Source organism: Streptomyces sp. ITFR-6 (assembly GCF_031844725.1).
Taxonomy (GTDB): domain Bacteria; phylum Actinomycetota; class Actinomycetes; order Streptomycetales; family Streptomycetaceae; genus Streptomyces.
This window is the reverse complement of record NZ_CP134612.1, coordinates 5,892,440-5,918,252: the sequence shown is the minus strand read 5'-3', so window position 1 is coordinate 5,918,252 and position 25,813 is coordinate 5,892,440. Positions and strand designations below refer to the sequence as shown.

25 protein-coding genes and 1 pseudogene are annotated in these 25,813 nt (G+C 70.8%); 8 read left to right on the top strand and 18 right to left on the bottom strand.

Going from position 1 to position 25,813, the window contains the following annotated elements; genetic code table 11:
- Window positions 1–114: 114 nt before the first annotated feature.
- The 4 genes from RLT59_RS26955 to RLT59_RS26940 all read left to right on the top strand — a co-directional run bounded on the left by RLT59_RS26955 (window position 115) and on the right by RLT59_RS26940 (window position 3,300).
- Complete coding sequence (locus tag RLT59_RS26955; RefSeq protein ID WP_311305782.1) at window positions 115–1,068, top strand: metal ABC transporter substrate-binding protein; 954 nt, start codon at window positions 115–117, stop codon at window positions 1,066–1,068.
- 53 nt (window positions 1,069–1,121) lie between these two features.
- Window positions 1,122–1,904: a metal ABC transporter ATP-binding protein gene (locus RLT59_RS26950; protein ID WP_311305781.1), complete on the top strand. Its 783-nt coding sequence runs from the start codon at window positions 1,122–1,124 to the stop codon at window positions 1,902–1,904.
- Between the two features lie 2 nt (window positions 1,905–1,906).
- On the top strand, window positions 1,907–2,800 hold the full coding sequence (locus RLT59_RS26945; RefSeq protein WP_311305780.1) for a metal ABC transporter permease: 894 nt from the start codon (window positions 1,907–1,909) through the stop codon (window positions 2,798–2,800).
- A gap of 65 nt (window positions 2,801–2,865) precedes the next feature.
- A complete protein-coding gene (locus RLT59_RS26940) occupies window positions 2,866–3,300 on the top strand; it encodes a Fur family transcriptional regulator (RefSeq protein ID WP_311305779.1) in 435 nt (144 codons plus the stop codon).
- 66 nt (window positions 3,301–3,366) lie between these two features.
- Here the strand turns inward: RLT59_RS26940 and RLT59_RS26935 are convergent, their stop codons facing one another.
- The 5 genes and pseudogenes from RLT59_RS26935 to leuA all read right to left on the bottom strand — a co-directional run bounded on the left by RLT59_RS26935 (window position 3,367) and on the right by leuA (window position 7,977).
- Window positions 3,367–4,185, bottom strand: coding sequence for an isoprenyl transferase (locus tag RLT59_RS26935; RefSeq protein ID WP_311305778.1), 819 nt, complete (start codon window positions 4,183–4,185; stop codon window positions 3,367–3,369).
- A 21-nt stretch (window positions 4,186–4,206) separates the two neighbouring features.
- The gene (gene recO, locus RLT59_RS26930) at window positions 4,207–4,953 is read right to left on the bottom strand and encodes a DNA repair protein RecO (protein ID WP_311305777.1); all 747 of its coding nucleotides are present in this window, start codon (window positions 4,951–4,953) and stop codon (window positions 4,207–4,209) included.
- 13 nt (window positions 4,954–4,966) lie between these two features.
- Window positions 4,967–5,245: pseudogene (locus RLT59_RS26925) on the bottom strand (MMPL family transporter); the annotation flags it as partial.
- 25 nt (window positions 5,246–5,270) lie between these two features.
- Entirely contained in the window at window positions 5,271–5,948 is a 678-nt protein-coding gene (locus tag RLT59_RS26920; protein ID WP_311307872.1) for a tellurite resistance TerB family protein, read from the bottom strand.
- Between the two features lie 241 nt (window positions 5,949–6,189).
- Complete coding sequence (gene leuA / locus RLT59_RS26915) at window positions 6,190–7,977, bottom strand: 2-isopropylmalate synthase (protein ID WP_311305776.1); 1,788 nt, start codon at window positions 7,975–7,977, stop codon at window positions 6,190–6,192.
- 322 nt (window positions 7,978–8,299) lie between these two features.
- On the opposite strand from leuA, the gene RLT59_RS26910 reads away from it, so the two are divergent.
- Window positions 8,300–9,376 (top strand): M4 family metallopeptidase, encoded by a 1,077-nt coding sequence (locus tag RLT59_RS26910; RefSeq protein ID WP_311305775.1) that lies wholly within the window; start codon window positions 8,300–8,302, stop codon window positions 9,374–9,376.
- A 38-nt stretch (window positions 9,377–9,414) separates the two neighbouring features.
- On the top strand, window positions 9,415–9,681 hold the full coding sequence (locus RLT59_RS26905) for a protealysin inhibitor emfourin (protein WP_311305774.1): 267 nt from the start codon (window positions 9,415–9,417) through the stop codon (window positions 9,679–9,681).
- A gap of 38 nt (window positions 9,682–9,719) precedes the next feature.
- On the opposite strand, the gene era is transcribed toward RLT59_RS26905, so the two are convergent.
- From era to RLT59_RS26880, 5 genes are all read right to left on the bottom strand, one after another.
- Window positions 9,720–10,694, bottom strand: coding sequence for a GTPase Era (gene era, locus RLT59_RS26900; RefSeq protein ID WP_311305773.1), 975 nt, complete (start codon window positions 10,692–10,694; stop codon window positions 9,720–9,722).
- Between the two features lie 63 nt (window positions 10,695–10,757).
- Entirely contained in the window at window positions 10,758–11,711 is a 954-nt protein-coding gene (locus RLT59_RS26895; RefSeq protein WP_311305772.1) for a WxL protein peptidoglycan domain-containing protein, read from the bottom strand.
- Between the two features lie 88 nt (window positions 11,712–11,799).
- Window positions 11,800–13,164: a beta-xylosidase gene (locus RLT59_RS26890; protein WP_311305771.1), complete on the bottom strand. Its 1,365-nt coding sequence runs from the start codon at window positions 13,162–13,164 to the stop codon at window positions 11,800–11,802.
- A gap of 217 nt (window positions 13,165–13,381) precedes the next feature.
- Window positions 13,382–13,735, bottom strand: a complete 354-nt coding sequence (locus RLT59_RS26885) for a cytidine deaminase-like protein (RefSeq protein ID WP_311305770.1) — start codon at window positions 13,733–13,735, stop codon at window positions 13,382–13,384.
- 54 nt (window positions 13,736–13,789) lie between these two features.
- Window positions 13,790–14,683 (bottom strand): helix-turn-helix transcriptional regulator, encoded by an 894-nt coding sequence (locus RLT59_RS26880; RefSeq protein WP_311305769.1) that lies wholly within the window; start codon window positions 14,681–14,683, stop codon window positions 13,790–13,792.
- 101 nt (window positions 14,684–14,784) lie between these two features.
- Here RLT59_RS26880 and RLT59_RS26875 point away from each other — a divergent pair, with 101 nt between their 5' ends.
- Window positions 14,785–16,251 (top strand): MFS transporter, encoded by a 1,467-nt coding sequence (locus RLT59_RS26875; RefSeq protein WP_311305768.1) that lies wholly within the window; start codon window positions 14,785–14,787, stop codon window positions 16,249–16,251.
- Window positions 16,252–16,291: 40 nt separating this feature from the next.
- Here RLT59_RS26875 and RLT59_RS26870 read toward each other — a convergent pair whose 3' ends face one another.
- The 5 genes from RLT59_RS26870 to RLT59_RS26850 form a co-directional block, all read right to left on the bottom strand.
- Window positions 16,292–16,645, bottom strand: a complete 354-nt coding sequence (locus RLT59_RS26870) for an MmcQ/YjbR family DNA-binding protein (RefSeq protein WP_311305767.1) — start codon at window positions 16,643–16,645, stop codon at window positions 16,292–16,294.
- Entirely contained in the window at window positions 16,642–17,937 is a 1,296-nt protein-coding gene (locus RLT59_RS26865; protein ID WP_311305766.1) for a hemolysin family protein, read from the bottom strand. Before RLT59_RS26865 ends, RLT59_RS26870 begins: the two co-directional genes overlap by 4 nt.
- Window positions 17,934–18,431, bottom strand: coding sequence for an rRNA maturation RNase YbeY (ybeY, locus tag RLT59_RS26860; protein ID WP_311305765.1), 498 nt, complete (start codon window positions 18,429–18,431; stop codon window positions 17,934–17,936). The genes RLT59_RS26865 and ybeY overlap by 4 nt, the downstream gene beginning before the upstream one ends.
- Before the next feature lie 9 nt (window positions 18,432–18,440).
- Entirely contained in the window at window positions 18,441–20,570 is a 2,130-nt protein-coding gene (locus tag RLT59_RS26855; protein ID WP_311305764.1) for a PhoH family protein, read from the bottom strand.
- A gap of 133 nt (window positions 20,571–20,703) precedes the next feature.
- Window positions 20,704–21,807, bottom strand: coding sequence for a carbohydrate kinase family protein (locus RLT59_RS26850; protein WP_311305763.1), 1,104 nt, complete (start codon window positions 21,805–21,807; stop codon window positions 20,704–20,706).
- Between the two features lie 332 nt (window positions 21,808–22,139).
- On the opposite strand from RLT59_RS26850, the gene RLT59_RS26845 reads away from it, so the two are divergent.
- A complete protein-coding gene (locus RLT59_RS26845) occupies window positions 22,140–23,498 on the top strand; it encodes an MFS transporter (protein ID WP_311305762.1) in 1,359 nt (452 codons plus the stop codon).
- Here RLT59_RS26845 and RLT59_RS26840 read toward each other — a convergent pair.
- Genes RLT59_RS26840 through RLT59_RS26830 form a run of 3 tightly spaced genes read right to left on the bottom strand, consistent with a single transcriptional unit; the run spans window position 23,462 to window position 25,775 of the window.
- Complete coding sequence (locus tag RLT59_RS26840; RefSeq protein WP_311305761.1) at window positions 23,462–24,454, bottom strand: adenosine deaminase; 993 nt, start codon at window positions 24,452–24,454, stop codon at window positions 23,462–23,464. The genes RLT59_RS26845 and RLT59_RS26840 overlap by 37 nt on opposite strands.
- Before the next feature lie 33 nt (window positions 24,455–24,487).
- Window positions 24,488–25,396, bottom strand: a complete 909-nt coding sequence (locus tag RLT59_RS26835) for a ribonuclease Z (RefSeq protein WP_311305760.1) — start codon at window positions 25,394–25,396, stop codon at window positions 24,488–24,490.
- 19 nt (window positions 25,397–25,415) lie between these two features.
- Window positions 25,416–25,775, bottom strand: coding sequence for a histidine triad nucleotide-binding protein (locus RLT59_RS26830; RefSeq protein ID WP_311305759.1), 360 nt, complete (start codon window positions 25,773–25,775; stop codon window positions 25,416–25,418).
- Window positions 25,776–25,813 lie beyond the last annotated feature (38 nt).

Here is a 25,813-nt window from a genome sequence, read left to right as displayed (position 1 = left end):
CAGATTACCGGCGGGCACGCCCCTTCGATCAAATCGGTATCGGGACAGTCGCTTCCGGAGGCATCCCATCAGCCTTGTTGACAATCGTTTCCATTTTTGTTGAAAATGACTGTCATGAACGAACGCCGCCTCATACCCACCGCCGCCGTCGCCGGAGCAGTCGTCCTCGGCCTCACCACGCTCACCGCCTGCTCGTCATCCGATGCCGCCGGCCACAAGAGCGGTAACAGGCTCAACGTGGTGGCGTCGTTCTACCCGATGCAGTTCCTGGCAGAGCGAATAGGCGGCGGCCACGTCTCCGTCTCCACCCTTACCAAGCCGGGCGTGGAGCCGCACGACCTGGAGCTCAGCCCCCGGCAGATCGGCGGCCTCAGCGACGCCGACTACATCCTCTACCTCAAGGGCATCCAGCCCGCCGTGGACGACGCGATCAAGCTCTCCGAGTCCACGCACACGGTCGACGCCGCGAGCCTGACCACGCTGGAGGACCACGGCGCCGAGGTCGGCGGCGAGGAGCACGGCCACGAGCACGAGGGCGAGGAAGCCGGCGCCGACCCGCACATCTGGCTCGACCCGGTGAAGTACGCCGAGGTCGCCAAGGGGGTCGGGAAGTCCCTGGAGAAGACCGACCCGGACCACGCCGCGGACTACCGCAAGAACACGGACACCCTGGTCAAGGAGCTCGGCGCACTCAGCACCGAGTACGAGAAGGGGCTGGCGAACACCGCCACCAAGACCTTCATCACCACCCACTCCGCCTTCGGATACCTGGCCGAGCGCTACGGCCTCACCCAGGAGGGCATCGCCGGCATCGACCCCGAGGCCGAGCCCAGCCCCGCCCGGATCAGCGCCCTGCACTCCATCGCGGAGAAGAAGAAGGTCACCACGGTCTTCTTCGAGACGCTGGCCAGCGACAAGACGGCCAGGACCGTCGCCCGGGACACCGGCCTGAAGACCGACGTCCTGGACCCGCTGGAGGGAATCACGGACAAGTCCAAGGGCGATGACTACATGGAGGTCATGAAGTCCAACCTCGCCGCGCTGCAGAAGGCGCTCGGCGCGAAGTGAGCGACGACCCCATGAAACCGGCCGGCCCGAACCCTGCAGCACCGGAGGCGCTCATGCCCGAGCCCGCGAGCCCCACCCCAGAACCCGTGATCGTCCTGCGCGACGCCACGGCCACCCTCGGGGCACGTCCCGTACTGCGCGGCGTCGGCCTGACCGTGCACCGCGGCGAGGTCGTCGCGCTGCTCGGCGCCAACGGCTCCGGAAAGTCGACCGCCGTACGCTCCGCCATCGGCCAGGTCCCGCTCACCGGCGGCGCCGTCGAACTCTTCGGCACCCCGCTGCGCCGGTTCCGCGACTGGGCCCGGGTCGGCTATGTACCGCAGCGCACCACGGCGGCCGGCGGCGTACCGGCCACCATCCGCGAGGTCGTCTCCTCCGGGCGGCTCTCCCGCACCAAGCTGGGCCTGCCCCGCAAGGCCGACCGCGCCGCCGTCGACCGGGCCATCGAGCTCGTCGGCCTCACCGACCGCGCCAAGGACTCGGTGAACGCCCTCTCCGGCGGCCAGCACCAGCGCGTCCTGATCGCCCGCGCGCTCGCCGCAGAACCCGAACTGCTGATCATGGACGAGCCGATGGCCGGCGTCGACCTGGCCAGCCAGGAGATCCTCGCCGCGACCCTGCGCGACCAGGTCGCGGCCGGCACCACCGTGCTGCTCGTCCTGCACGAGCTGGGCCCGCTGGAGCCGCTGATCGACCGCGCGGTCGTCCTGCGCGACGGCTGCGTGATGCACGACGGACCGCCCCCGAAGGCCCTCGGGCAGCACGCCCTGCCCGGCCACGACCACGTACACCCCCACGCGGCTTCCGAGCCCGTCCGGACGGGACTGCTGAGCTGACCATGGACTTCCTCACCCCTCCCTTCATGCAGCGGGCGCTGATCGCCGCCGTGCTGGTCGGCGTCATCGCCCCCGCCGTCGGCATCTACCTGGTGCAGCGCCGGCAGGCCCTGATGGGCGACGGCATCGGCCACATCGCGATGACCGGAGTCGGCCTCGGCTTCCTGCTCTCCACCAGCCCGGTCTGGATGGCCACCGCGGTCGCCGTCGTCGGCGCGGTCGTCATGGAACTGATCCGCTGGTACGGACGCACCCGGGGCGACATCGCGCTGGCGATGCTCTTCTACGGCGGCATGGCGGGCGGTGTCCTGCTGATCAACCTCTCCGACACCGGCTCCAACGCCAACCTCACCTCGTACCTCTTCGGCTCCCTCTCCACGGTCTCCTCCGAGGACATCACCGCGATCGGCCTGCTGGCGGCGTTCGTGCTGCTGGTGACGGTGGGGCTGCGCAGGCAGCTGTTCGCGGTCAGCCAGGACGAGGAGTTCGCCCGGGTCACCGGGCTGCCGGTGCGGGTGCTGAACCTGCTGATCGCGGTCACCGCGGCGGTCACCGTCACCGTGGCGATGCGGGTCGTCGGGCTGCTGCTGGTCAGCGCCCTGATGGTGGTCCCGGTCGCCGCCGCGCAGCAGATCAGCCGGTCCTTCAAGGTGACCTTCGTGCTCTCGGTCGTCATCGGGGTGGCGGTGACGCTGGCCGGCACCGTGACCTCGTACTACCAGGACGTACCGCCCGGGGCGACGATCGTGCTGCTGGCCATCGGCGTCTTCATCGCGCTGACCCTGCTCGCCGCCCCGCTGGGAAGAAGGCGCGCGCGCATCGGCGAATCGGCCGCGGAACGGTGCACTCTGGAGGTACCGGCCACCCGCCGGGCCACGGACGACGTCCGCGTCTGACGCCGCGGCCGGGCCGGACTGGCACAATGGCCCGACAAACGTACGGGCGACACGAGGAGGCTCCTGTGGCGACGGCGCCGAGCAGGGACACGAACGCGGCCCCGGTACGCGGCCGCTCGACCCGGCAGCGGACCGCGGTGGCCGCGGCGCTCGACGAGGTGGACGAGTTCCGCAGTGCGCAGGAGCTGCACGATGTGCTCAAGCACCGCGGCGACTCGGTCGGGCTGACCACGGTCTACCGCACCCTGCAGTCCCTCGCGGACGCGGGCGAGGTCGACGTACTGCGCACCACCGACGGCGAGTCCGTCTACCGGCGGTGCTCGACCGGTGACCACCACCACCATCTGGTCTGCCGGGTGTGCGGCAAGGCCGTCGAGGTGGAGGGCCCGGCCGTGGAGCAGTGGGCGGAGACGATCGCGGCGCAGCACGGCTACGTCAACGTGGCGCACACGGTCGAGGTCTTCGGCACCTGCGCGGACTGCGCGAGCACGCAGGAGTGATCCGGCGCGCGAGCGCTCAGGAGTGATCCGGGTCCGCGGGGGCGCCGCCCCCGCGGACCCGCGCGCTCAGCTGCCGGTTTCCGCCGCCTCCACCGCACCGCCGAAGCGCCGGTCGCGCTGGGCGAATTCGAGGCAGGCCCGCCACAGGTCGCGGCGGTCGAAGTCCGGCCACAGCACGTCCTGGAAGACCATCTCGGCGTAGGCGCTCTGCCAGATCAGGTAGTTGGACGTGCGCTGCTCGCCGCTCGGGCGGACGAAGAGGTCGACGTCCGGCATGTCCGGGTAGTAGGTGTACTTCGCGAAGGTCTTCTCGTTGACCTTCGACGGGTCGAGCTTCCCGGCCGCGACATCCTGGGCGATCCGCTGCGCGGCGTCGGCGATCTCGGCCCGGCCGCCGTAGTTGACGCAGAAGTACAGCGTCATCTTGTCGTTGTCCTGGGTCTGCTCCTGGGCGACCTGGAGCTCCTGGACGACGGACTTCCACAGCTTCGGCATGCGGCCGACCCAGCGGATCCGGATGCCGAGCTCGTCCATCTCGTCGCGGCGGCGGCGGATGACGTCCCGGTTGAAGTTCATCAGGAACTTCACCTCCTCCGGGGACCGCTTCCAGTTCTCGGTGGAGAAGGCGTACAGCGAGAGGTTCTTGACGCCCATCTCGATGCAGCCCTTGAGCACGTCCATGACGACGCCCTCGCCGACCTTGTGGCCCTCGGTGCGCGGCAGCCCGCGCTCCTTGGCCCAGCGGCCGTTGCCGTCCATCACCACGGCGACGTGCTTGGGCACCAGCTCACCGGGGATCTTCGGCGGCACGGCACCGGACGGGTGCGGCTCCGGGGTCTTGTGGTCGCGCCGGTTACGGCCGCCGAGGATTCCGCGTACTGCCATGAGCTTCTCAGTCTCCCTGTGTCACTTTTCCACGTACCGCAGCGAGCGCAGCCCGCGCTCCAGATGCCAGTGCAGATAGGCGGACACCAGCCCGCTCCCCTCCCTGACGTGACGCGCCTCGCACGCGTCCGCCGTCTCCCAGTCGCCGGTGAGCAGTGCGCTCAGCAGGGTGACGGCCTCCGCCGAGGGTACGACGCTGCCCGGTACCCGGCAGTCGCCGCATATGACGCCGCCCGCCGCGACGGAGAAGAACCGGTTCGGTCCGGGCATTCCGCACCGGGCGCAGCCGTCGAAGCTGGGGGCGTAGCCGTTGACGGCCAGCGAGCGCAGCAGGAAGGCGTCGAGGATGAGGTGGGGGTCGTGCTCGCCGCGGGACAGGGTGCGCAGTCCGCCCACCAGGAGCAGGTACTGCTGGACGGCGGGTTCGCCCTCGTGGTCGGTGAACCGCTCCGCGGTCTCCAGCATCGCGGTGCCGGCGGTGTAGCGCCCGTAGTCGGTGACGATCCCGCCGCCGTAGGGGGCGATGGTCTCGCTCTGGGTGCAGAGCGGCAGTCCGCGTCCGACCAGCTCGCTGCCCCGGGCGAAGAACTGCACGTCGACGTGGGAGAACGGCTCCAGCCTGGCCCCGAACTTCGACTTCGTGCGCCGCACGCCGCGTGCGACGGCCCGTACCCGGCCGTGGCCGCGGGTCAGGATCGTGATGATCCGGTCGGCCTCGCCCAGCTTCTGCGTGCGGAGCACCACGCCGTCGTCCCGGAACAAGCTCATGGCTCCATTGTCCGGTACGCGGCCGGCCCGGCGGGTCCGCCCCCTCGACCGGGCCGCTCAGTAGGAGCACCAGGAGCGCGGGAAGCAGCGTCAGCATGGCCAGGAGCGCGCACAGCACGCCGACGGCGGCGATGGGTCCCATTCCCCGGCTACGGGTGAGATCGGCCGCCAGAAGGCACGGGAGGCCCGCGGCGACGGTGGCGGAGGCCACGACGGCGGGGCCGCAGCCGCGCAGCGCTGCCGCCACCGCGCCCTGCGGCCGGGCGTGGCAGGTGAGCCCCTCCCGGTAGCGGAGAGGGACGGCGGGCCGGGGCCGGTCAGGACGGCGTGCGCGCCGCCGCGGCGAGCAGCCGGGCCGTGTCCTGTGGGCAGAGCTGGAGCGCGCCGCCGACGGTGGTCAGCACCTCGCGTTCGGCCTGGCTGTACGGGCCGTCGGCGAGCGCGATCCTGGCGCCCTGGAGCAGAATCGATTCGCGGCCGGTCTGGGCCAGGTGCGGGGCGAGGGGCTCCAGCGCCTCGTGGAGCTCGATGGCGAGGGCCGCGCCGCAGGCCTCCGCGGCCGGGTCGAAGGCCGAGCCGTGGCCGATGTCGACGGAGAGGACCTCGACGACGGTGGCGAGCTGCTCCTGCGTGCAGCCGTCGAAACCGGCGCCGCGCACGGTGGCGACCGCGGTCTCCAGGACCGTGCGGGAGGTGGTCCCGCCGGCCGCGAGGACGCCGAGCGCGACGGTGTGGACGCCGTCCTTGAGCATCGCGGAGAACCGGGTGGTGGTGGGGTGGTCGAGGGTGTCGGTGCCGAAGTGCTCGTGGCACGCGGCGCATTCGACGACCGGGCCCACGGTGCCGCGCCGCAGCAGCGGTACGCCGAGGAAGGTGAACCGGCGATGTCCGGCGAGGCGGCGGTAGTTGCGGTCGCCTCCGCAGCCGGTGCAGAAGAACTCGCCGTCCCCGACGGTGTCCCACATCGTACGGATGCCGCAGATACGCAGCTTCATGGCGCGTTGTCCCAGGGCTGACCGCACGTCGCACACCTCCGTAACTCCCCCGTAGCCCTGCGGACACGGGAGGTACCAACACGGCAACATTGCCGTGTTGGACGTGATGTTAACCACATCCGTGAAGCGGCGTCAGCACCTCGCCCGTCACAACCACCCCGAGATGGCCGAACCCCGCCTCCCGGGTGCGGGCGACGGGGTTCACGGACCGTACCGATTCATGCCCTTTCGGGCGGGCGGGTCAGCGGGTGGCGCGGTTGACCGCCGAGACGACCGCCTTCAGCGAGGCCCGGGTGGTGTTGGCGTCGATACCGATGCCCCACAGGACCTTTCCGTCGATCGCGCACTCGATGTACGAGGCGGCCTGGGCGCTCGCGCCCTCGCTCATCGTGTGCTCGGTGTAGTCCAGCAGCCGGGCATCGATGCCGATGGCCTGCAGCGCCTCGAAGAACGCCGAGATCGGGCCGTTCCCGGTGCCGGTGAGCACGGTGTCCGCGCCGTCCACGGTCGCCTCGACGGTGATCGTGTCCTGGCCGTCGGACCCGATGGTGCTCTGGCCGGAGCGGATCTGGACGCGCCCCCAGGCGTTGTCCGGGTTGGGCAGGTACTCGTCCTGGAACGTGGTCCAGATCTGCGTCGGAGTGACCTCGCCGCCCTCGGCGTCGGTCTTGGCCTGAATGATCCGGGAGTACTCGATCTGCATCCGGCGCGGCAGGTCCAGCTTGTGGTCGTTCTTCAGGACGTAGGCGATTCCGCCCTTGCCGGACTGCGAGTTGACCCGGATGACGGCCTCGTAGGAGCGGCCCACGTCCTTCGGGTCGATCGGCAGGTACGGCACCGCCCACTCGATCTCGTCCACCGTCTTGCCCTGGGCGGCCGCGTCGGCCTCCATGGCGTCGAAGCCCTTCTTGATGGCGTCCTGGTGGGAGCCGGAGAAGGCGGTGTAGACCAGGTCGCCCGCGTAGGGGTGGCGCGGGTGGACCTCCATCTGGTTGCAGTACTCGCTGGTGCGGCGGATCTCGTCGATCTGCGAGAAGTCGATCTGCGGGTCGACGCCCTGCGAGAAGAGGTTCATGCCCAGCGTGACCAGGTCGACGTTGCCGGTGCGCTCGCCCTGGCCGAACAGGCAGCCCTCGATCCGGTCGGCCCCGGCCATCAGCGCCAGTTCGGCGGCGGCCACGGCGGTGCCGCGGTCGTTGTGCGGGTGGACGGACAGGCAGACGAACTCGCGGCGCGACAGGTTGCGCGACATCCACTCGAACCGGTCGGCGTGCGTGGACGGCGTCGAACGCTCCACGGTGGCGGGCAGGTTGAGGATGATCTCGCGGCCGGCCTCGGGCTGCCACACGTCACACACCGCCTCGCAGACCTCCAGGGCGAAGTCCAGCTCGGTGTCGGTGAAGATCTCCGGGCTGTACTGGTAGCCGAAGATCGTCTCCTCGCCCAGGATCTTCTCCGCGTACTCCATGACCAGCCGGGTGCCGTCCACCGCGATCTGCTTGACCTGCTCCTTGGAGCCGCGGAAGACCACGCGGCGGAAGGTGGGGGCGGTCGCGTTGTACAGGTGGACGGTGGCGCGGTGGGCGCCGCGCAGTGATTCGACGGTGCGCTCGATCAGTTCCTCGCGGGCCTGCGTCAGGACGGAGATCGTCACGTCCTCGGGGATCGCGCCCTCTTCGATGATGGAGCGGACGAACGCGAAGTCGGTCTCGCCGGAGGACGGGAAGCCGACCTCGATCTCCTTGTAGCCCATGCGTACGAGCAGGTCGAACATCTCGCGCTTGCGGGCCGGCGACATCGGGTCGATCAGCGCCTGGTTGCCGTCGCGCAGGTCCGTGGAGAGCCAGCGGGGTGCGACCGTGATCCGCTTGTCCGGCCAGGTGCGGTCGGGGATCTCGACGGCCTCGTACTGCCCGTACTTGCCGATCGGCATCCCGGAGGGCTTCTGGAGCCCGGTGGCGTTGGTGATCGGCGTGGGGCGGCCGACGGCGTTCGCGACGGGGTTCTGAGCGGGATTCACTGCGGTCATGGCGTGGGGCTCCTCGGAGTCCGGCAAGAAGGGTTCCCCTGCCCATCGAGAGCTGGGGGAAGGCCGACTGTGTCGCTGCAACACAAGACTCCGCGGGGAGGGGGTCGGCCTACGACTACAGACCCTCGCCGCGGCAGCTAAGAAGAAGCAGCCCGAAACGCATGATGCGAAGAGACTAGCCGAGCGACGCCCGAGACGTCTGTGCCGTATCAGTATGCGGGACCGGAGGCCGGTAACGGTTAAACAGTGACCGATCACTCTAATTCGTCAATCCTGGTGGCAACCAGTGACATTGCGATCACACGCTGCCACAGTCGAGTGCATGCAGCCTCGAACTCAGCACACGCACCGGCCCGTCTTCTGCACCATCGTGCCGCCCCACGTACTCGACAAGCTGTCCCAGTCCGACGATCCCGTCCTGGCGGACCCGGCCCGCCGCACCCTGGAGGCCGACGCCGCCCGGCGCACCCGCCGCCAGGTGACGACCCCCGTCCCGGCCCGCGTCGCCCCCGCCCCGGAGGACGAGCGCTCCGGCAAGCCCGACCGCACCCTCTACGACTGCCGGCACGGCACCGAGCTGCCCGGCACCAAGGTCCGCGCCGAGGGCGAGGACCCGACGTCCGACGCCAGCGTCAACCGCGCGTACGCGGGCCTCGGCGCCACCTTCGAACTGCTGCTCAAGGCCTATGGGCGGCGTTCGATCGACGGCAAGGGGCTGCCGCTGACCGGCTCCGTGCACTACGACGAGAAGTACAACAACGCCTTCTTCGACGGCGAGCAGATGGTGTTCGGTGACGGGGACGGGGAGATCTTCCTGGACTTCACCGTCGCCATCGACGTCATCGCCCACGAACTGGCGCACGGCCTGACCCAGTACACGGCCAACCTGAGCTACTACGGCCAGTCCGGCGCGCTCAACGAGTCCGTCTCCGACGTGTTCGGCTCCCTGGTCAAGCAGTACTCGCTGGGCCAGACCGCGGAGCAGGCCGACTGGCTGATCGGCGCGGGCCTGCTGGCGCCGCGCGTCCAGGGGGTGGCGCTGCGCTCGATGAAGGCGCCCGGCACCGCGTACGACGACGATGTGCTCGGCAAGGACCCGCAGCCCGCGTCGATGGACGACTACATCCGCACCGGCGACGACAACGGCGGTGTCCACCTCAACTCCGGCATCCCCAACCGGGCGTTCTACCTGCTGGCGACCGCGCTCGGCGGCAGTTCCTGGGAGAAGGCCGGGCAGCTCTGGTTCGATGTGCTCACCGGTGGTGAACTGGCGGTGGACGCCGACTTCGCGGCCTTCGCCCGGCTGACCGTCGCGGCGGCACGCAGCCGCTTCGGTGCGGGCGACGAGGTGGAGGCGGTTCTCAAGGCCTGGTCGGAGGTGGGCGTACCGACCGCGTAGGCAGCACCCAGGGCGCGTCCGCAGGGGAAGGACACCGTATGCGGATCAAGGTGAGCAGGACCGGCGGCTTCGCCGGTATCGCACGCCACCGCGAGATCGACACCTCCGACCGGGCCGACGCCCGTGAATGGGAGGCCCTGGCCGAATCGGCGCTCGCCGGCGGCCGGGACACCCCGCCGGCCGGCGTACCGGACGGCTTCGGCTACCGGATCACGGTCGGAGACCGGACGGTGCACTGCGCGGACCCCCGGCTGACCGACGCCCAGCGCGCACTGGTCTCACGCGTCCTGAAGGAGGGCGCGTGAGACCGGCGGCGTGCTACTGCTGAGTGGACTGTCCGGGCTCAGAACCCCAGCTTCCGCAGCTGCTTCGGGTCGCGCTGCCAGTCCTTGGCGACCTTCACGTGGAGGTCCAGGAAGACCGGCGTGCCGAGGAGGGCCTCGATGTGCTTGCGGGACTTGGTGCCCACGTCCTTGAGGCGCCGGCCCTTCGGGCCGATGATGATGCCCTTCTGGCTGGGCCGCTCGATGTAGACGTTGGCGTGGATGTCGAGCAGCGGCTTGTCCGCCGGCCGGTCCTCGCGCGGCAGCATCTCCTCGACGACGACCGCGATGGAGTGCGGCAGCTCGTCGCGTACGCCTTCGAGCGCGGCCTCCCGGATCAGCTCCGCGACCATGACCATCTCGGGCTCGTCCGTGAGGTCGCCCTCCGGGTAGAGCGGCGGGCTCTCGGGGAGCAGCGGGGCGATCAGGTCGGCCAGCAGGCCGACCTGGTCGTCCTTGACGGCCGAGACCGGGATGATCTCCGCCCACTCGAAGCCGAGCTCCTCGCCGAGTCGGGAGACGGCCAGCAGCTGTTCGGCCAGCTGCTTGGACTCGACCAGGTCGGACTTGGTGATGATGGCGATCTTGGGCGTCTTCTTGATGCCCGCGAGTTCCTTGACGATGTACTTGTCGCCGGGGCCGAGCTTCTGGTCGGCGGGCAGGCAGAAGCCGATGACGTCGACCTCGGCCCAGGTGGTGCGTACGACGTCGTTGAGACGCTCGCCCAGCAGGGTGCGCGGCTTGTGGAGGCCGGGGGTGTCGACCAGGATCAGCTGCGCGTCCGGCCGGTGCACGATGCCTCGGACCGTGTGCCTGGTGGTCTGTGGCCGGTTGGACGTGATCGCCACCTTCTGGCCGACCAGAGCGTTCGTAAGGGTGGACTTGCCCGCGTTGGGACGGCCCACGAAGCAGGCGAAGCCGGCCCGGTGCGGGGCGGTGTTCTCAGCCTGCTGCGCAGCAGCTTCTGGGTTAGGTCGAGCGCTCATGGCGCCCATTGTCCCCGATCCCGGCGGCACTGCCGCACCAAGGCGGCCGACGGCGCCGCCGGGTCGCTCGTCTCAGGCCGTACGGGGACGGCTCCGGCGTGCCCGTATCCACAGCCCCGCGCCCCCGGCGAGCAGCACCAGGAGCACCCCGGCGACCAGCCAGGGCAGCGCGAAGTACCCGGCGGCGGCGGACTCGCGGGTGTCGCGGGCGCTGGCGGTCAGCTTGACCTCGCCCCACTCCAGCTGCGGCGCGCCCTTCCACTCCTCGGTGAGCCGGACCTCCTGGCGGGGCAGCAGCTCGGACGGGATCCGTTTGAGGTCGCGGGCGAGCAGGGTGCGGCCGAAGAGCCCCTCCGCTTTGAGCGCGACCTTGGGGCTGAGGGTGACGTTGCCCCGGTTGTGGAGCGTGTACGAGATGACGGCGCGGGACTTTCCGGTGCCGGGGACGAGTGGCTGGGTGTGCTCGATCCTGACGTCGTCCACGGAGAGCGCGGGCATCGTCGGGCCGTTGACCCGCAGATAGATCCGGGCGCCGACGGCCTGCTGGATGCCGACGGCCACCGCGCCCGCGTCGGCGGGGTCGGTGCGCTCGTCCAGCGCGACGAGGGCGCCGGGGTGGTCGCCCGGTTCGGCGTCCTCGGGGACCTTGATCGTGACGGGCACGGTGACAGAGCCGTGCGGTTTCACGGTGATCCGGTCGCGGCCGGTGGTGGCCCAGGCGCCGACGGAGCGCTGCTTCTCGTTCCGGGCGCGGACCGCGAATCCGCCGTCTCGTTCGGTGTTGTAGGCGTCGGCCGCGTACAGCCGGAAGGTCAGCGGGGCGGCGGTCTTGTTCTTGACGGTCACCTTGTCGGTGAGGGTGGCTCCGGGGTCGGCCGAGAGGTAGAAGTACGGCCGGGTGCCGGTGGCGGTGGTGGCCGGGAAGACCGACCAGCTGCCGTTGTCGGCGGCGCCCGCCGCGGGGGCGCCCAGCAGGAGCAGTGCTGCGGACAGCAGGGACAGCAGGAGTACGGACAGCTTGCGCACGGTGCGGGCCCCCAGGGTGCACGCGTTGGCGGGGTGGGTGGACCGGCCGGGTGCGCGCCCGGCCCACCGGTTGATCAGCGCTCTCGGCTCACGTCAGGGTGAGGGTGAAAACTCCGGAGTAGGTGCCGGCGGCCGCGTACTCCGGCACGTCCAGCGACAGCCCGGCGTCGACGGTGAACTCGCCTCCGGTGAAGGCGCCGTTCGGCGTGGAGGCCAGGGTGGCTCCCGCGCTGCCGACCGAACCCTTCGAACCCGCGGCGCAGGTGCTCGGGCTGCCGGCCTTCGTCGCACAGGCCGGGCTCCAGCCGAGCGCGGAGGCGCCGATCGTGGCACCGGCCGGGCCCTTGAAGTCGGTGACCTTGCCGGTCAGCGACCAGCCCGCGGGGCCGCCGCGGAAGTCCTTGACCGTCACCGTCCGCAGGGCGCCGGTGGAGGCGCCGCCCTTGCCGAAGTCGACCGCAGACAGTTCGACGGAGTCCCCGGCCTGCGACATGGAGAGCGTGCCCGCCTTGACGGTCGAGGTCAGCTTCTGGCTGCCGTCCGGTGTCTCCCCGCCACCGGTGACGGTGTAGGCCTGGGGGCCCGCACCCTTGGCGGCGTCCCAGGCGGCGCCCTCGTAGGCGACGATTCCGGTGGTCGCCGGGTCGTTGACGGTGAGCTGCCCGGTGAAGCCGCCCGAACCGTCCGCGGTGGCCGTCGCGGTGTCACCGGTCTGGGCGTCCCCGGCCCGGCCGGCGAGGGTGACGGACGCGCCCGCGGTGAACTTCGAACCGGTCACGGTGACCTGGTCACCGGCCGCGCCGGAGGCCGCACCGAGCTGGATGGCCCGTTCGTTGACCTGGCCGCCGCCGTCCGTCGCGATGACCGTCTGGGAGACGGGCGCGGGCGGATCGGTGACCGTGCAGGGGGTGTCCAGCTCCATGATGTAGCTGGTGTGAATGTTGTAGTCGCCGGGCGAGAGGGTGATCTCGCCCGGCGCGGTGACCGTGAACGTGCCGGTAATGGAGAACGACGGGAACTCGCCCTTGCCGGGCACCGGATCGTTCTTCTTCGGTCCCGCCACCGTGATGTCGGCGGACTGCGCCCCGGCGACGGTGACCTTGCCGGTCGGCGTCATGATGTCGGCGGGCAGCGCCAGATCGACCGGGTTGCTCGCGGCCGGTTTGACGACGGTGTACGTCACGGTGACCGTGTCGCCGACCTTCGGGGCCGCGTTGTCGACGCTGATCTGTGCGGAGGTCGTCCCGTCGATCGGCGGGATGCCGGCGATCGCGGGCGGGATGCAGTGGGTCGGGAAGTCCACCGCCACGGATGCCGCCGCCATGGCCTGGGCGGGTCCGGCGAGCAGCCCTCCCCCGGTGACCACGAGGGCGCCCACCCCCAGCGCGGCGGCCCGGCGGCGGCTTCGACGCCGCGTTCCCGGGCTGTCGGATCTTCGAATGGCTGGACTCATGGAGCCCCCTCCTGCGGAATGTGCGGCGCGGCGGCTCTTCCGCGCCGGCAGGGGGCCATTGATGACTCCGGCCGAAAAGAAGTCAATGGAAGCGAAATGCGCTGACTGATGGACCATCAGATACTGTCAAGATCCATGCTTCCGGCACATCGTGTGCGAACGCCCGGCACCGATGGGGCGCCGGGCGTTCGCACCCGATGTGCCGGTCCTGCGAAGGTCAGCCCGCCGTCACGGTGAGCCGCAGCACCCCGTCCGGCCCGGCGAGCAGCACCGGGGTGTCCGCCCCTCCCAGGTCCCGTACGGCGGCCCGGTCCTCCGGTGAGGGCGCCTCGGCCTCCGAGACGACCGCGGCCGCCTCCAGCGAGGTGGCGCCGCTCGCCACGGCCATGGCGACGGCCGTCCGCAGCGCGCTCAGGCGCAGCGACTCCAGCTCCACCGTGCCCGCCACATACGTACGTCCGGTCTCGTCCCGTACGGCCGCGCCCTCCGGCACACCGTTGCGGGCGCGGGCGCTGCGCGCCAGCGTGACGATCTTGCGGTCCTCGGCGCCGAGGTCGGTGCTATCGCTCATGTGCCGAGCATACGAACCGTACGGACCCGCGCGGCATCCGGGCGCCCGGCCGTCTCATCCCTGGACCTGGCGCATCATGCCCCGGCGCCCCTCCGGGGAGGCCAGCAGGCGGAACTTCTCCTCGGTTCCGGTGCCCGGCCACGGGTTGTGCAGCACGATCACCAGGTCCGGGCGGGCCGGGACGCGCAGCTGGGTGGCCTCCACGACCAGGGCGCCCACCACCGGGTGGTTCAGCTCCTTGCGCATCTGGCCGCCGGGCGCGATGTCCCGCCGCTCCCAGAGCTCGGCGAACTCGGGGCTGCGCTCCTTCGCCTCCGCCACGATCGCCCGGAAGCCCTCGTCGTCGGGGCATTCCGAGCAGGCGGCCCGGAACTGGGCGACGACCTGGGCCGCGATCTCCTGCCAGTCCTTGCGCCGGGCGCGGTGGACCGGGTCCGTGAAGAAGTCGATCACGCAGTTCTGCGTCCGGCCCGGCCCCATCCCCATCACCGTCGCGGCCGCGTCGTTGTACAGGATGACGTTCCAGTACGCGTCCATGATGTGGGCCGGGAACGGCATCCAGCGGTCCAGCAGCCGCTGCAGGCCGTCGCACATGTCCGCGTGGGCCGGATCGACCTCGGCGGCGGGCGGGTTGAGCCCGGCGAGCACGTAGAGGTGGCGGCGTTCGGCGCTGCTGAGCCGCAGCACCCGGGCCACCGCGTCCAGCACCTGCGGCGACACGGTGATGTCCCGGCCCTGCTCCAGCCACTGGTACCAGGAGACGCCCACCCCGGCGAGGACGGCGACCTCCTCGCGGCGCAGCCCCGGGGTACGGCGCCGGGCACCGCCGTCCGGGAGACCGGCCTCCGACGGGCTGACCCGCGCCCGCCTGCTCATCAGGAATTCCCGCAGCTCGCCGAGACGGTGCGCCTTGCCCTCGTCCGCCGTGATCCGGGCCGGTGTGCCCACGTACTCCCCCTGGTGTCCGGGCCCGCGCCTGCCTGGTGGTGCGGCCAACAGGATAAGTTCCCGCTCCCCACGGATATTCCGGCGGCCGCAGGCTCATGGGCATGGCGATCCATCCCCCGGCTCAAGAAGCTGTCATTCCCCCCGCACCCCCTGCCCCGGACCGGTTCTCCGGCCGGGCCCGGCTGGTGCTCCTCGTCCTGTGCGCCGCCCAGTTCATGGTGTCCCTCGACTTCTCGGTACTGAACGTGGCGCTGCCCGTCCTCGGTGACGACCTCGGCCTCAGCCGGTCCGGTCTGCAGTGGGCGATCACGGCGTTCGCGCTGCCGTCCGGCGGATTCCTGCTCCTCTTCGGCCGGATCGCGGACCTCTACGGGCGCCGCCGGATGTTCCTCGCCGGCCTCGCCGTCTTCGGGGCCGCGTCACTGCTGGCCACCCTCGCCTGGAACCCGGCCGCGTTCCTCACCGGGCGGGCGCTCCAGGGGCTCGGCGCCGCGGTGATCGTGCCGACCGGGATGTCCCTGCTCACCACGACGTTCCCGGAGGGCCCGCTGCGCGACCGCGCGCTCGGCATCAGCGGCACGCTGCTCTCCCTCGGCTTCACCGTCGGCATGGTGGCCGGCGGCACACTGACCGACACCCTGGGCTGGCGCTCCACGATGGGGCTGCTGACGGTGGCCGCGGTGGCGGTGCTCGCGACGGCCCCCGCACTGCTCACGGAGTCCCGCACGCCGGACCGGCCGCGGCTCGACATCCCCGGCGTGGCCACGGTCACCGGCGGGCTCCTCGCCCTGATCTACGCCCTCTCCACGGCGGCCGAGCACGGCTTCGGGCGCGGGGACGTACAGATCGCCCTCGTCCTCGGGGTCGCGCTGCTCATCGCCTTCGCCGTCGTCGAATCGCGCGCGACGACCCCGCTGGTCTCGCTGCCGATGCTGCGCCGCCGCACGGTGGCCTTCGGCAACCTGGGCGGGCTGCTCACCTTCTCGATGATGACCACCGTCGTCTTCGTCCTGACCCTGTATCTCCAGGAGGTACTGGACCTCTCCGCGTTCGGGACCGGGCTGGTCTTCGGGGTGCAGGGCCTCGCCTCCGTGGTGGCCGGGGTCTACGCCCCGAAGGTGATCGGCCGGATCGGCGCCCGGCGGACCCTGTCCTTCTCGCTGCTCGGCCAGGGACTGTTCGTCGCGGCGCTGCTGGGCCTCGGCACGGACTCGGGCGTCTGGCTGGCGACCGCCGCGGTCTCGCTGGCCAGCGTCTGCCACCTCGGCGCGATCATCGCGTACGGGCTGACCGTCACCTCTGGTGTGCCGAACGAGGAACAGGGCCTGGCGACGGGCCTCGTCACCACCACCCAGCAGGTGGGCCTCACGGTCGGCATCCCGCTGCTCGGCGTGATCGCGACGGCCGACAGCTCGCTGTTCGACGGAGCCCGGACAGCGGTGGCGGTGGCTGCGGGCCTGCTGATCATCGGGGCGGGAGTGGTGGCGACGGGCCTGAGAACCGTCTCAAGCCCGGCCGCGGCAGAATCAAGCCCGGCCGCGGCACATTCAAGCCCCTCCGGCGATTGAGGAGCGGGGGCCCGGGAGCGGAGCCCCCGAAACCACCCGCCTACCCCCGGTCCAGCCTCAACCGCTCCGCCCGCGGCAGCCCCGCCACCACCAGGTCGTAACTGTCCTCGATCAGCTCACGCAGCTTCGCCGCCGGCAGCCCCGACACCGTCACGGTGTTCCAGTGCCGCTTGTTCATGTGCCACCCCGGCGCCACGGCCTCGTACTCCTCCCGGAGCCGCACCGCGTCGTCGGGGTCGCACTTGAGGTTCACCGTCAGCGGCCGCCTGTCCAGCGCGCTCAGCGCGAACATCTTGCCGAGCACCTTGAAGACGGACGCCTCCGGCCCGAACGGGAACTCCTCGGTGCTCGCGTTGAACTCCAGGCAGAACGCCCTCAGCTCCTGGGGAGTCATGCGGCCGCCTCCTCCTCGGGCGGGGCCAGCGGCTCCACCAGCACCGTGACGATCTTGTTCCGGCGGCCCGCCGGGGATTCGGCGGTGAGCCGCAACCGGCGCCCGTCGGGCAGCTCCACCTCCGAGGACGCACCCGCGATCGGGACCCGGCCCAGCGCCTTCGCTAGCAGCCCGCCGACCGTCTCCACGTCCTCGTCGTCGTACTCGTCGAGGCCGAACAGCTCACCGAGATCCCCGATGTCGAGGCGTGCGGTGACCCGGAAGCAGCCGTTCTCCAGCTCCTGGACCGGCGGGAGTTCGCGGTCGTACTCGTCGGTGATCTCGCCGACGATCTCCTCAAGGATGTCCTCGATGGTGACGATGCCCGCCGTGCCGCCGTACTCGTCGATCACGACGGCGACGTGGCTGCGGTCCTGCTGCATCTCGCGCAGCAGGTCCCCGGCGTTCTTCGTGTCGGGCACGAACGCCGCGGGGCGCATCGCGGTGGAGACGAGATCGGCCTCCGACTCCCGGTTGATGTGCGTCTTGCGGACCAGGTCCTTGAGATAGACGATCCCGACGATGTCGTCCTCGTTCTCCCCGGTGACCGGGATCCGCGAGAAGCCGGAGCGCAGCGCGAGGGTGAGCGCCTGCCGGATCGTCTTGTAGCGCTCGATGCAGACCAGGTCGGTGCGCGGCACCATCACCTCGCGCACGAGCGTGTCACCGAGCTCGAAGACGGAGTGCACCATGCGGCGCTCCTCGTCCTCGATCAGCGACTCCTGCTCCGCGAGGTCGACCATGGCCCGCAGTTCCGCCTCACTGGCGAACGGGCCCTTGCGGAACCCCTTGCCCGGCGTCAGCGCGTTGCCGAGGAGGATCAGCAACTGCGGGATCGGGCCCATGATCCTGGCCAGCGGCAGCAGTACGTACGCGGCCGCCGTGGCGGTGTTCAGCGGGTGCTGGCGGCCGATGGTGCGCGGCGAGACCCCGATGGCGACGTAGGAGACGAGGACCATCACCCCCATGGCGACGGCCAGCGCCTCCCAGGTCTCCGGGAGTTCCTGGAGACTGGCGTAGGTGACCAGCACCCCGGCGGCCATCTCGCAGGCGACCCGCACCAGCAGGGCGACGTTGAGATAGCGGGTGGGGTCGGCCGCGACCTGTTCCAGCTTGTCGCCGCCGCGCCGGCCCGAGCGGACCGCCTCGGCCGCCCGGAAGCTGGACGTACGCGCGATACCGGCCTCGGCACACGCCGCGAGCCAGCCGACGACGACCAGCAGGACGACGCCGAAGACGAGCGGCAGGCTCACGAGACGGTGGGGGCGGGCGACGGGCCGGTCATACCGCGCTCACCGCGCCAGCCGTCCACGATCGCCGCCTGGAGGCCGAACATCTCGGCCTTCTCGTCCGGCTCCTCGTGGTCGTAACCGAGCAGGTGCAGCACCCCGTGGACGGTGAGGAGCTGGAGCTCCTCGTCCATGGAGTGCCGCGTCTCGGCGTCCTCGCCCTGCTTCTTGGCGACCTCCGGGCAGAGCACGATGTCACCGAGGAGCCCCTGCGGGGGCTCCTCCTCGTCCTTGGCCGGCGGACGCAGCTCGTCCATCGGGAAGGACATGACATCGGTCGGACCCGTCAGGTCCATCCACTGGATGTGGAGCTGTTCCATGGCGTCGGTGTCCACCACGATCACCGAGAGCTCGGAGAGCGGGTGGATCCGCATCCGGGCGAGTGCGTAGCGGGCGATGTCGAGGATCGCCTGCTCGTCGACCTCGGTTCCGGACTCGTTGTTGACGTCGATCGACATGGTGCGCTGCTACTGCTTCCCGTTGTGACGGCCCTGGCCCTTGCCGGCCTGGCCGTGCTGCTCGCCTTGGCTGTCGTACTTCTCGTACGCGTCGACGATACGGCCGACCAGCTTGTGCCGGACGACATCCTGGGACGTGAGCCGGGAGAAGTGCACGTCGTCGATGCCCTCCAGAATGTCCTGCACCTGACGCAGCCCGCTCTTGGTCCCGTTCGGCAGGTCGACCTGGGTGACGTCACCGGTGACGACGATCTTCGAGTCGAAGCCGAGCCGGGTGAGGAACATCTTCATCTGCTCGGCGCTGGTGTTCTGCGCCTCGTCCAGGATGATGAAGGCGTCGTTGAGGGTGTTGTGCGTCAGCAGGTAGTCCTGGGTCACGTACAGCGAGTCCTCGGCCGCGACCTGGATGCACACGGCTTCCTCGCGGCCGGCCGGTTCGATGCTGTCGATGAAACGCATGGGGCGTCCGCCGCCGCCGGCCGCACGGTACTTCTCGGCCTTACGGGCCAGGCGGAAGGGCTCGATGCCCTCGGGGAGCCGGATGTCGACGATGTGCGCGTCGTAGCGGTGATGGACCTCGCGGCCCCGCGCGAGTCCTGGTGCACACCCTTCAGCGGCCCTCCGGCGGGTGTGCGCGACCCCACCCAGGGACTGCACGAGGGCGATCACGTCGTCGCGCAGCATGATCGATGCTGTTGAGTACTGGACGCGGCATGTTCGGTCCGTCTGAGTGACGGGCCCCCCGTCCGCGTCCAGCAGTCCTTGAAGAACGGCAAGACGGACGTCGGCGGAGTTGAAGAGGTATGCGTCCGGTACGAACTTGGAGTGCGAGCGCGTGCCCACCAGGTCGAGTTCACGCAGCGAACGAGTGACTGGGTTCTCCAGCGTGACCACGTCGCCCGGAGCCTTCACCCGGTTCAGAACGTAGTCGGGCCCGCCCTTGTGCCGTACGGAAACGCCCGGGAGGGCGCTTTCCAGCGCATCGGCGAGCTCAGGATCCTCGGTGGCGAACGAAGGGGTCGTCGACCCGGTCAGGCAGCCGTCGCCCAGCAACAGACCCAACGCGTACGGGTCCATCGGAACCTCGCGCTCGGGGAAGCTTACCGGAGCGGTGAGCATGGGAAGCTCGTAGCGCCGGGCGTGCGCCGCGCGAAGGTCGCCGATCATCTCCTTGGTCTCCAGGACCCGCCACGGCTTGTCCCGCCGCTTGTCCGCCGCCGTACGGACCGTCCACAGGTGCTCACCGCAGCACAGGGTCCAGGAGCCGTCCTGGGCGCTGACGCGGTAGATGTCTTTCTCGCCTTGCGGGTACACCCCGAGCACGGGCGTGGGCGCGCCATCGGAGCCGATGACGAGGTCGCCGACCTCCAGTGTGCCGATCGGACGCCAGCCGTCCGGCGTCAGGACGTTGGTAAAGACGGGCTGGGCACGCCCACGCATGTACGCCAGCGGCGCGACCTCGATAGTGCCCGCCGCCATCAGCCGGGGGATCGAGTCGGGGTCGAGCATGTCGTGCAGCGCGTCGTAGAGCGGGCGCAGGTACGGGTCGATCTTGTCGAAGAGCGTGCCGGGCAGGAAGCCGAGCCGCTCCCCCGCCTCGACCGCGGGCCGGGTCAGGATGATCCGGCTGACCTGTTTGGACTGCAGGGCCTGTACCGCCTTGGCCATGGCGAGGTAGGTCTTGCCGGTACCGGCGGGGCCGATGCCGAACACGATCGTGTGCTTGTCGATCGCGTCGACGTAGCGCTTCTGGTTGAGGGTCTTCGGGCGGATCGTGCGGCCGCGGCTGGAGAGGATGTTCTGGGTGAGCACCTCGGCCGGGGTCTCCGCGCCGTCCGCCTGGCCGTTGTCGGTGGCCCTGAGCATCGCGATCGAACGTTCCACAGCGTCCTCCGTCATCGGCTGACCGGTGCGGAGCACCAGCACCATCTCGTCGAACAGGCGCTGGATCAGGGCGATTTCCGCCGTGTTCCCCGTCGCGCTTATCTCATTGCCCCGGACGTGGATGTCGGCTTCCGGGAACGCCGCTTCGATCACGCGCAGCAGCGAGTCGCCCGAACCCAGGAGCATCACCATGGGGTGTGCGGCCGGGATCCTGATGTGGGCACGCGCCTGCGGCTGTGTTGGTGTCTGAGTCATGGGCCGGCCCTCGGGCCTGCGCATACCTCCCGTTGCAGGGTTCTCGCTGCTCGACAACCTCTGGAGTACCAAGCCTACGACTCCGCACTGACAACACCGAGAGGTTTTCCCGGGCGGGGCGCGGCCCGCCCGGTCACGGCCGGAAGCCGATCGTCGGGACGGCCCTGCGCAGCGGCCAGTGCCGGGCCGCTGCCGGAAGCAGGTCCTGGAGGAACGCGTACCGCTGGAGCGCCGCCGGGTCCTGGGCGGCGCAGGTGCGGACCTGCTGCCACCAGGCGGCGATCTCCGCCCAGCCGGGGGCCGAGAGCGAGCCGCCGAACTCCTGGACGGAGAGGGCGGCGGTGAGTCCGGCGAAGGCGAGCCGGTCCGCGAGCGGCCAGTTGGCCAGGGTGCCGGTGACGAACCCGGCGACGAAGACGTCTCCCGCGCCGGTCGGGTCGAGCGCCTCGACCGCGATCGCGGGGACCTCTGCGGCGGTACCGGTGGCCGAGTCGACCGCGTAGGCGCCCTCCGCACCGAGGGTGACGACGGCGAGCGGTACGTGCTCGGCGAGCGCGTGCGCGGCTGCGCGGGGGCAGTCGGTGCGGGTGTAGCGCATGGCCTCCTGCGCGTTGGGGAGGAACGCCTGGCAGTGCGCCAGGTCGGTCAGCCCGGCCAGGTCCCAGCGGCCGGTCTCGTCCCAGCCGACGTCCGCGAAGACCATGGCGCCGCTGCGGGCCGCCGAGGCCACCCACGGCTCGCTGCGGCCCGGGACGAGCGAGGCGACGGCGGCGCGGGCCCGGGGCGGGCACTGGGGGAAGGCGGCGGCGGCCGGGCCGGGTTCGGCGGGCGGCGGGGCCTCGTGGCCGTGCGAGACCATCGTCCGCTCGCCCTCGTACGCCATGGAGACGGTCACCGGGGAGTGCCAGCCGCGCACGGTGTGCGACATCGAGAGGTCGATGCCCTCACCCTGCTCCAGGGCGTCCCAGCAGTACTCGCCGTAGTGGTCGTCGCCGAAGGCCGCGGCCAGTGAGGTGTGCAGGCCGAGCCGGGCCAGGGCGGTGGCCATGTTGGCGACCCCGCCGGGGCTGGAGCCCATGCCGCGCGCCCAGGACTCGGTGCCGCGCACGGGGGCGCTGTCCAGTCCGGTGAAGATGATGTCGAGGAAGACCGTGCCGGTGAGGAAGACGTCGCAGTCCGGGTCCTGCGGCGCGCGCAGTCCGTCCAGTGGGTCGATTCCTGGCATCCCAGTGCTCACCTTGCACTCCCCGGTCGTGGCAGTTCCGGCCAGTGTGCCCGATTCACTCCGCCGTTCGGGGGGTCCACGCCGAGTCCGTTCACACAGAGCCTGACCTGCGTAAACATGCGTTGTTACCCGCATATCAACGCGACAAACACATAAGTGGCTCAGATCACAGCGAGGCGACTTTCGGTCGGGCGGGGCGCTTGATACAAATTGGCCCGCGAGCACCGTTGGAGGCGTTTTCCGACGAGTGTGTCGACTTCTTCGCATTTCCTTCGTTCTCTGCTTTTTCGCCTTACCCCCCTCTGTCTTCTCCCGCCTCTTCCGGCATGTCTTCAGGAACGCCCATGTCCTCGCGCCCTCGCGCCGCGTGGCCGCTGGTCACCGTGTTCACCGCCGGCTACCTCGCCTCATATCTGCTCCCCACCATCGTGGGGAGGCTCTCCGTCTATCTGGGCCTCAGCCCGGCCCAGGGCGGTCTGGTCGGCAGTGCCCTGCTGCTGAGTTCGGCCTGTGCCGGGGTCTGCCTGGCGGGCCGGGTCGAGACGTACGGGCCGCGCAGACCCGCGCGGATCGGACTGACGCTGGCCGCGCTCGGCTACGGCTGCGCGGCGCTGGCCGGTTCCGTACCGCTGGTGGTCATGGGTGTGGTCGTCGGCGGCTTCGGCTCCGGCACGGCGACCGCGGTCGCCGCGGCGGGCATCGCCGCCCAGCGCGATCCGCACCGGACCTCGTCCCTGGGGCTGCTCAGCGTCTCCGCGACCGCCGGCGTCCTCTACCTGACGATCCCTCATCTGGGCGGCGGGCACCGGCTGCCGTTCGCCTCGATCGCCCTGGTCGCGCTTCTCGTCTGGCCCGCCACGTCCCGGCTGGGCGGCGCGGTGCCCGCGGGCCCCGCCGTCCCCGCCGCCGGCCGGCTGCCGCACCGCCGCTCCGGACTGGTGCTCGCGGGCGGCATGCTCATCTGGTCGATGGCGCAGAACGCGCTGTGGGGCGTCAGCAGCCGCATCGGGATAGTGCAGGTGGGGCTCTCCGAAGTCTCCATAGGAGCGGTCTTCGCCGCCGCGCTCGGCGCCGGGCTGCTCGGTGTGATGGGCGCCGGGCTACTGGGCGCACGGCTCGGACGCGCGGTCCCGATCGGGCTGGGCACCGTGATCATCGCGGCGATGATCGTGCTCAGCTCCTCCGCGAGCGGCCTCCGCTCGTTCGCGACCGGCGAGATCGTGTGGAACACCTTCTACCCGGTGGTCCTGTCCTACCTGATCGGTCTGGCCGCCTCACTGGACGTACGCGGCCGCTGGGCGGTCCTCGCCGGCTCGGCCTCCTCGGTGGGCGTGGCCTGCGGGCCGGTGCTGGGCAGCGTGCTGTCCGAGGCGTCCGGCTATCCGGTGATGGGGCTGATCCTGGGCGCCGTGACGCTGCTGGTCGCGGTCCCCGTGACGGCCGTCGCCCTGCACACCGGTGGCCGTCCGCTGGTGCCGGGGTCGGTGCGCCGCAGGGGCGGTGCTCCGGCGGCCCTGCTCGCCGTCACCACCGGCGCGGTGCCCGGCGCCGTGCCCAGGCTCGGCGCGCCCGAGCAGGCCGTCACGGAACTCAGCCTGCCCGAGCTGCGCCGCAGGCGACTGGTCAGGAGTGCGTTCCGGACAGCCGCCCCGGCCGGGGCGGACGGTCAGTCGAACGCGTACGCCTCGACCTCGGACAGGTAGCGCGCCCTGCGCTCCTCGTCGTGGTCGAGGAAGGCCGCCTCGAAGGAGTTGCGGGCCAGGGTGCGCAGCTGTTCGCGCTCCAGGCCCAGCGCCTCGTGGACGGCGTGGAAGGTGTCTCCGACGTATCCGCCGAAGTAGGCGGGGTCGTCGGAGTTCACCGTGCAGAGCAGCCCCGTGTCCATCATGGCCCGCAGCGGGTGCTCCTCCAGGGTGTCGATGGCCCGCAGCCGTACGTTGGACAGCGGGCAGAGGGTGAGCGGCACCCGGTCCGCGACCAGCCGCTCCACCAGCTCCGGGTCCTCCATGCAGCGCAGCCCGTGGTCGATGCGCTCCACGCCGAGGACGTCGAGCGCCTCCCGGATGTACTCCGGCGGCCCCTCCTCGCCTGCGTGCGCGACCTTGCGCAGCCCGAGCGCCTCCGCGGCGGCGTACACCTCACGGAACTTGGCGGGCGGGTGGCCGACCTCCGCGGAGTCCAGGCCGATCGCGCTGATGCGGTGCAGGTGCGGCTTCGCGGCCTCCAGGGTCTCCAGCGCGGATTCGGCGGAGCGGTCGCGCAGGAAGCACATGATCAGCTGGGTGGAGATGCCGTGCTTCTCCTCGCCGCGCTCCAGCGCCCGGCCGAGCCCTTCGACGACCGCGCCGATCGGGACGCCTCTGGCGGTGTGCGCCTGCGGGTCGAAGAAGATCTCCGCGTGCCGCACACCCTGGGCCGCGGCGCGGGCGAGATAGGCGTCGGCGAGCTCGGTGAAGTCGTCCTCGGTCCGCAGCACCGCCATCAGCGCGTAGTACAGATCGAGGAAGCTCTGCAGATCGTCGAAGAGGTAGGCGGTGCGCAGCGCTTCGGTGTCCGCGTACGGGAGGTGCACGCCGTTGCGGGCGGCGAGCTCGAAGGCCAGCTCGGGTTCGAGGGTTCCTTCGATGTGGAGGTGGAGTTCTGCTTTGGGGAGGTGCACGGTTTCTCGCTAACGCAGGTGGTACTGGTGTTGTTACTGGTGACGCGTGGGGACCGGGATCGTGATCAGGTCCCGGGCGACGGTGAGTTCGCCCTCGAATCCGGTGGCGCGGGCCTGGGTCTCGAAGACCCCTGGGTCCGGGTAGCGCTGCGAGAAGTGGGTGAGCACGAGGTGCCGTACGCCCGCTTCCCGCGCCACCCGGGCCGCCTGTCCGGCGGTGAGGTGGCCGTGGTCGGTGGCCAGCCGTTCGTCCTCGTCGAGGAAGGTCGACTCGATGACCAGCATGTCGCATCCCTCGGCGAGCGCGTACACGCCGTCGCAGAGCCTGGTGTCCATGATGAACGCGAACCGCTGTCCGCGCCTGTGCTCGGAGACGTCGTCGAGGGTGACTCCGCCGAGGGCGCCCTCGCGCTGGATCCGGCCGATGTCGGGTCCGGCGATGGAGTGTTCCGCGAGCCGGGCGGGCAGCATGCGGCGCCTGTCGGGCTCGACGAGGCGGTAGCCGTACGACTCGACGGGGTGGGACAGCTTGTGGGCGCTGAGTGTGTACGCGTCCGTGGTGGCCAGCGGCCCGTCGGCGGCGACCGGGGCCTGGTCCAGCTCGACGGACTCGCGGTAGGCGGTCGCGTACCGCAGCCGGTCGAAGAAGTGCTGTCCGCTCGCCGGGTAGTGCGCGGCGACGGGGTGCGGGACCTGGTCGAGGTTGATCCGCTGGATCACCCCGGCCAGGCCGAGCGAGTGGTCGCCGTGGAAGTGCGTGACGCAGATCCGGTTGATGTCGTGCGCGGCGACACCGGCCCGCAGCATCTGGCGCTGGGTGCCCTCGCCGGGGTCGAAGAGGAGGCCCTCGCCGTCCCAGCGCAGCAGGTAGCCGTTGTGGTTGCGGTGCCGGGTCGGGACCTGGCTGGCGGTACCCAGGACGACGAGTTCACGTGCGGACACGGTGTGCGGTGGCCCGGCCCTAGCCGGGGGGCCACTGGAGGCCGCGGCCGCCCAGGACGTGGGCGTGCGCGTGGAAGACGGTCTGCCCGGCGCCCGCACCGGTGTTGAACACGATCCGGTAGCCGCTGTCCGCGATCTTCTCGTCGGCGGCGACCTGCCCGGCCTCGCGCACCACGTCCGCGAGGACCTGCGGTTCGGCGGCGGCCAGGGAGGCGGCGTCGGGGTGGTGGAGGCGCGGGATGACGAGCACGTGCGTGGGTGCCTGGGGGTTGATGTCGCGGAAGGCGACGGTGGTGTCGGTCTCCCGGATGATGGTGGCCGGGATCTCACCCGAGACGATCTTGCAGAACAGGCAGTCGGGCTGCGGTTCTCCTGCCACGGGGGTACTCCTTCTGTCTCGGTGATCGGTTACGGGGC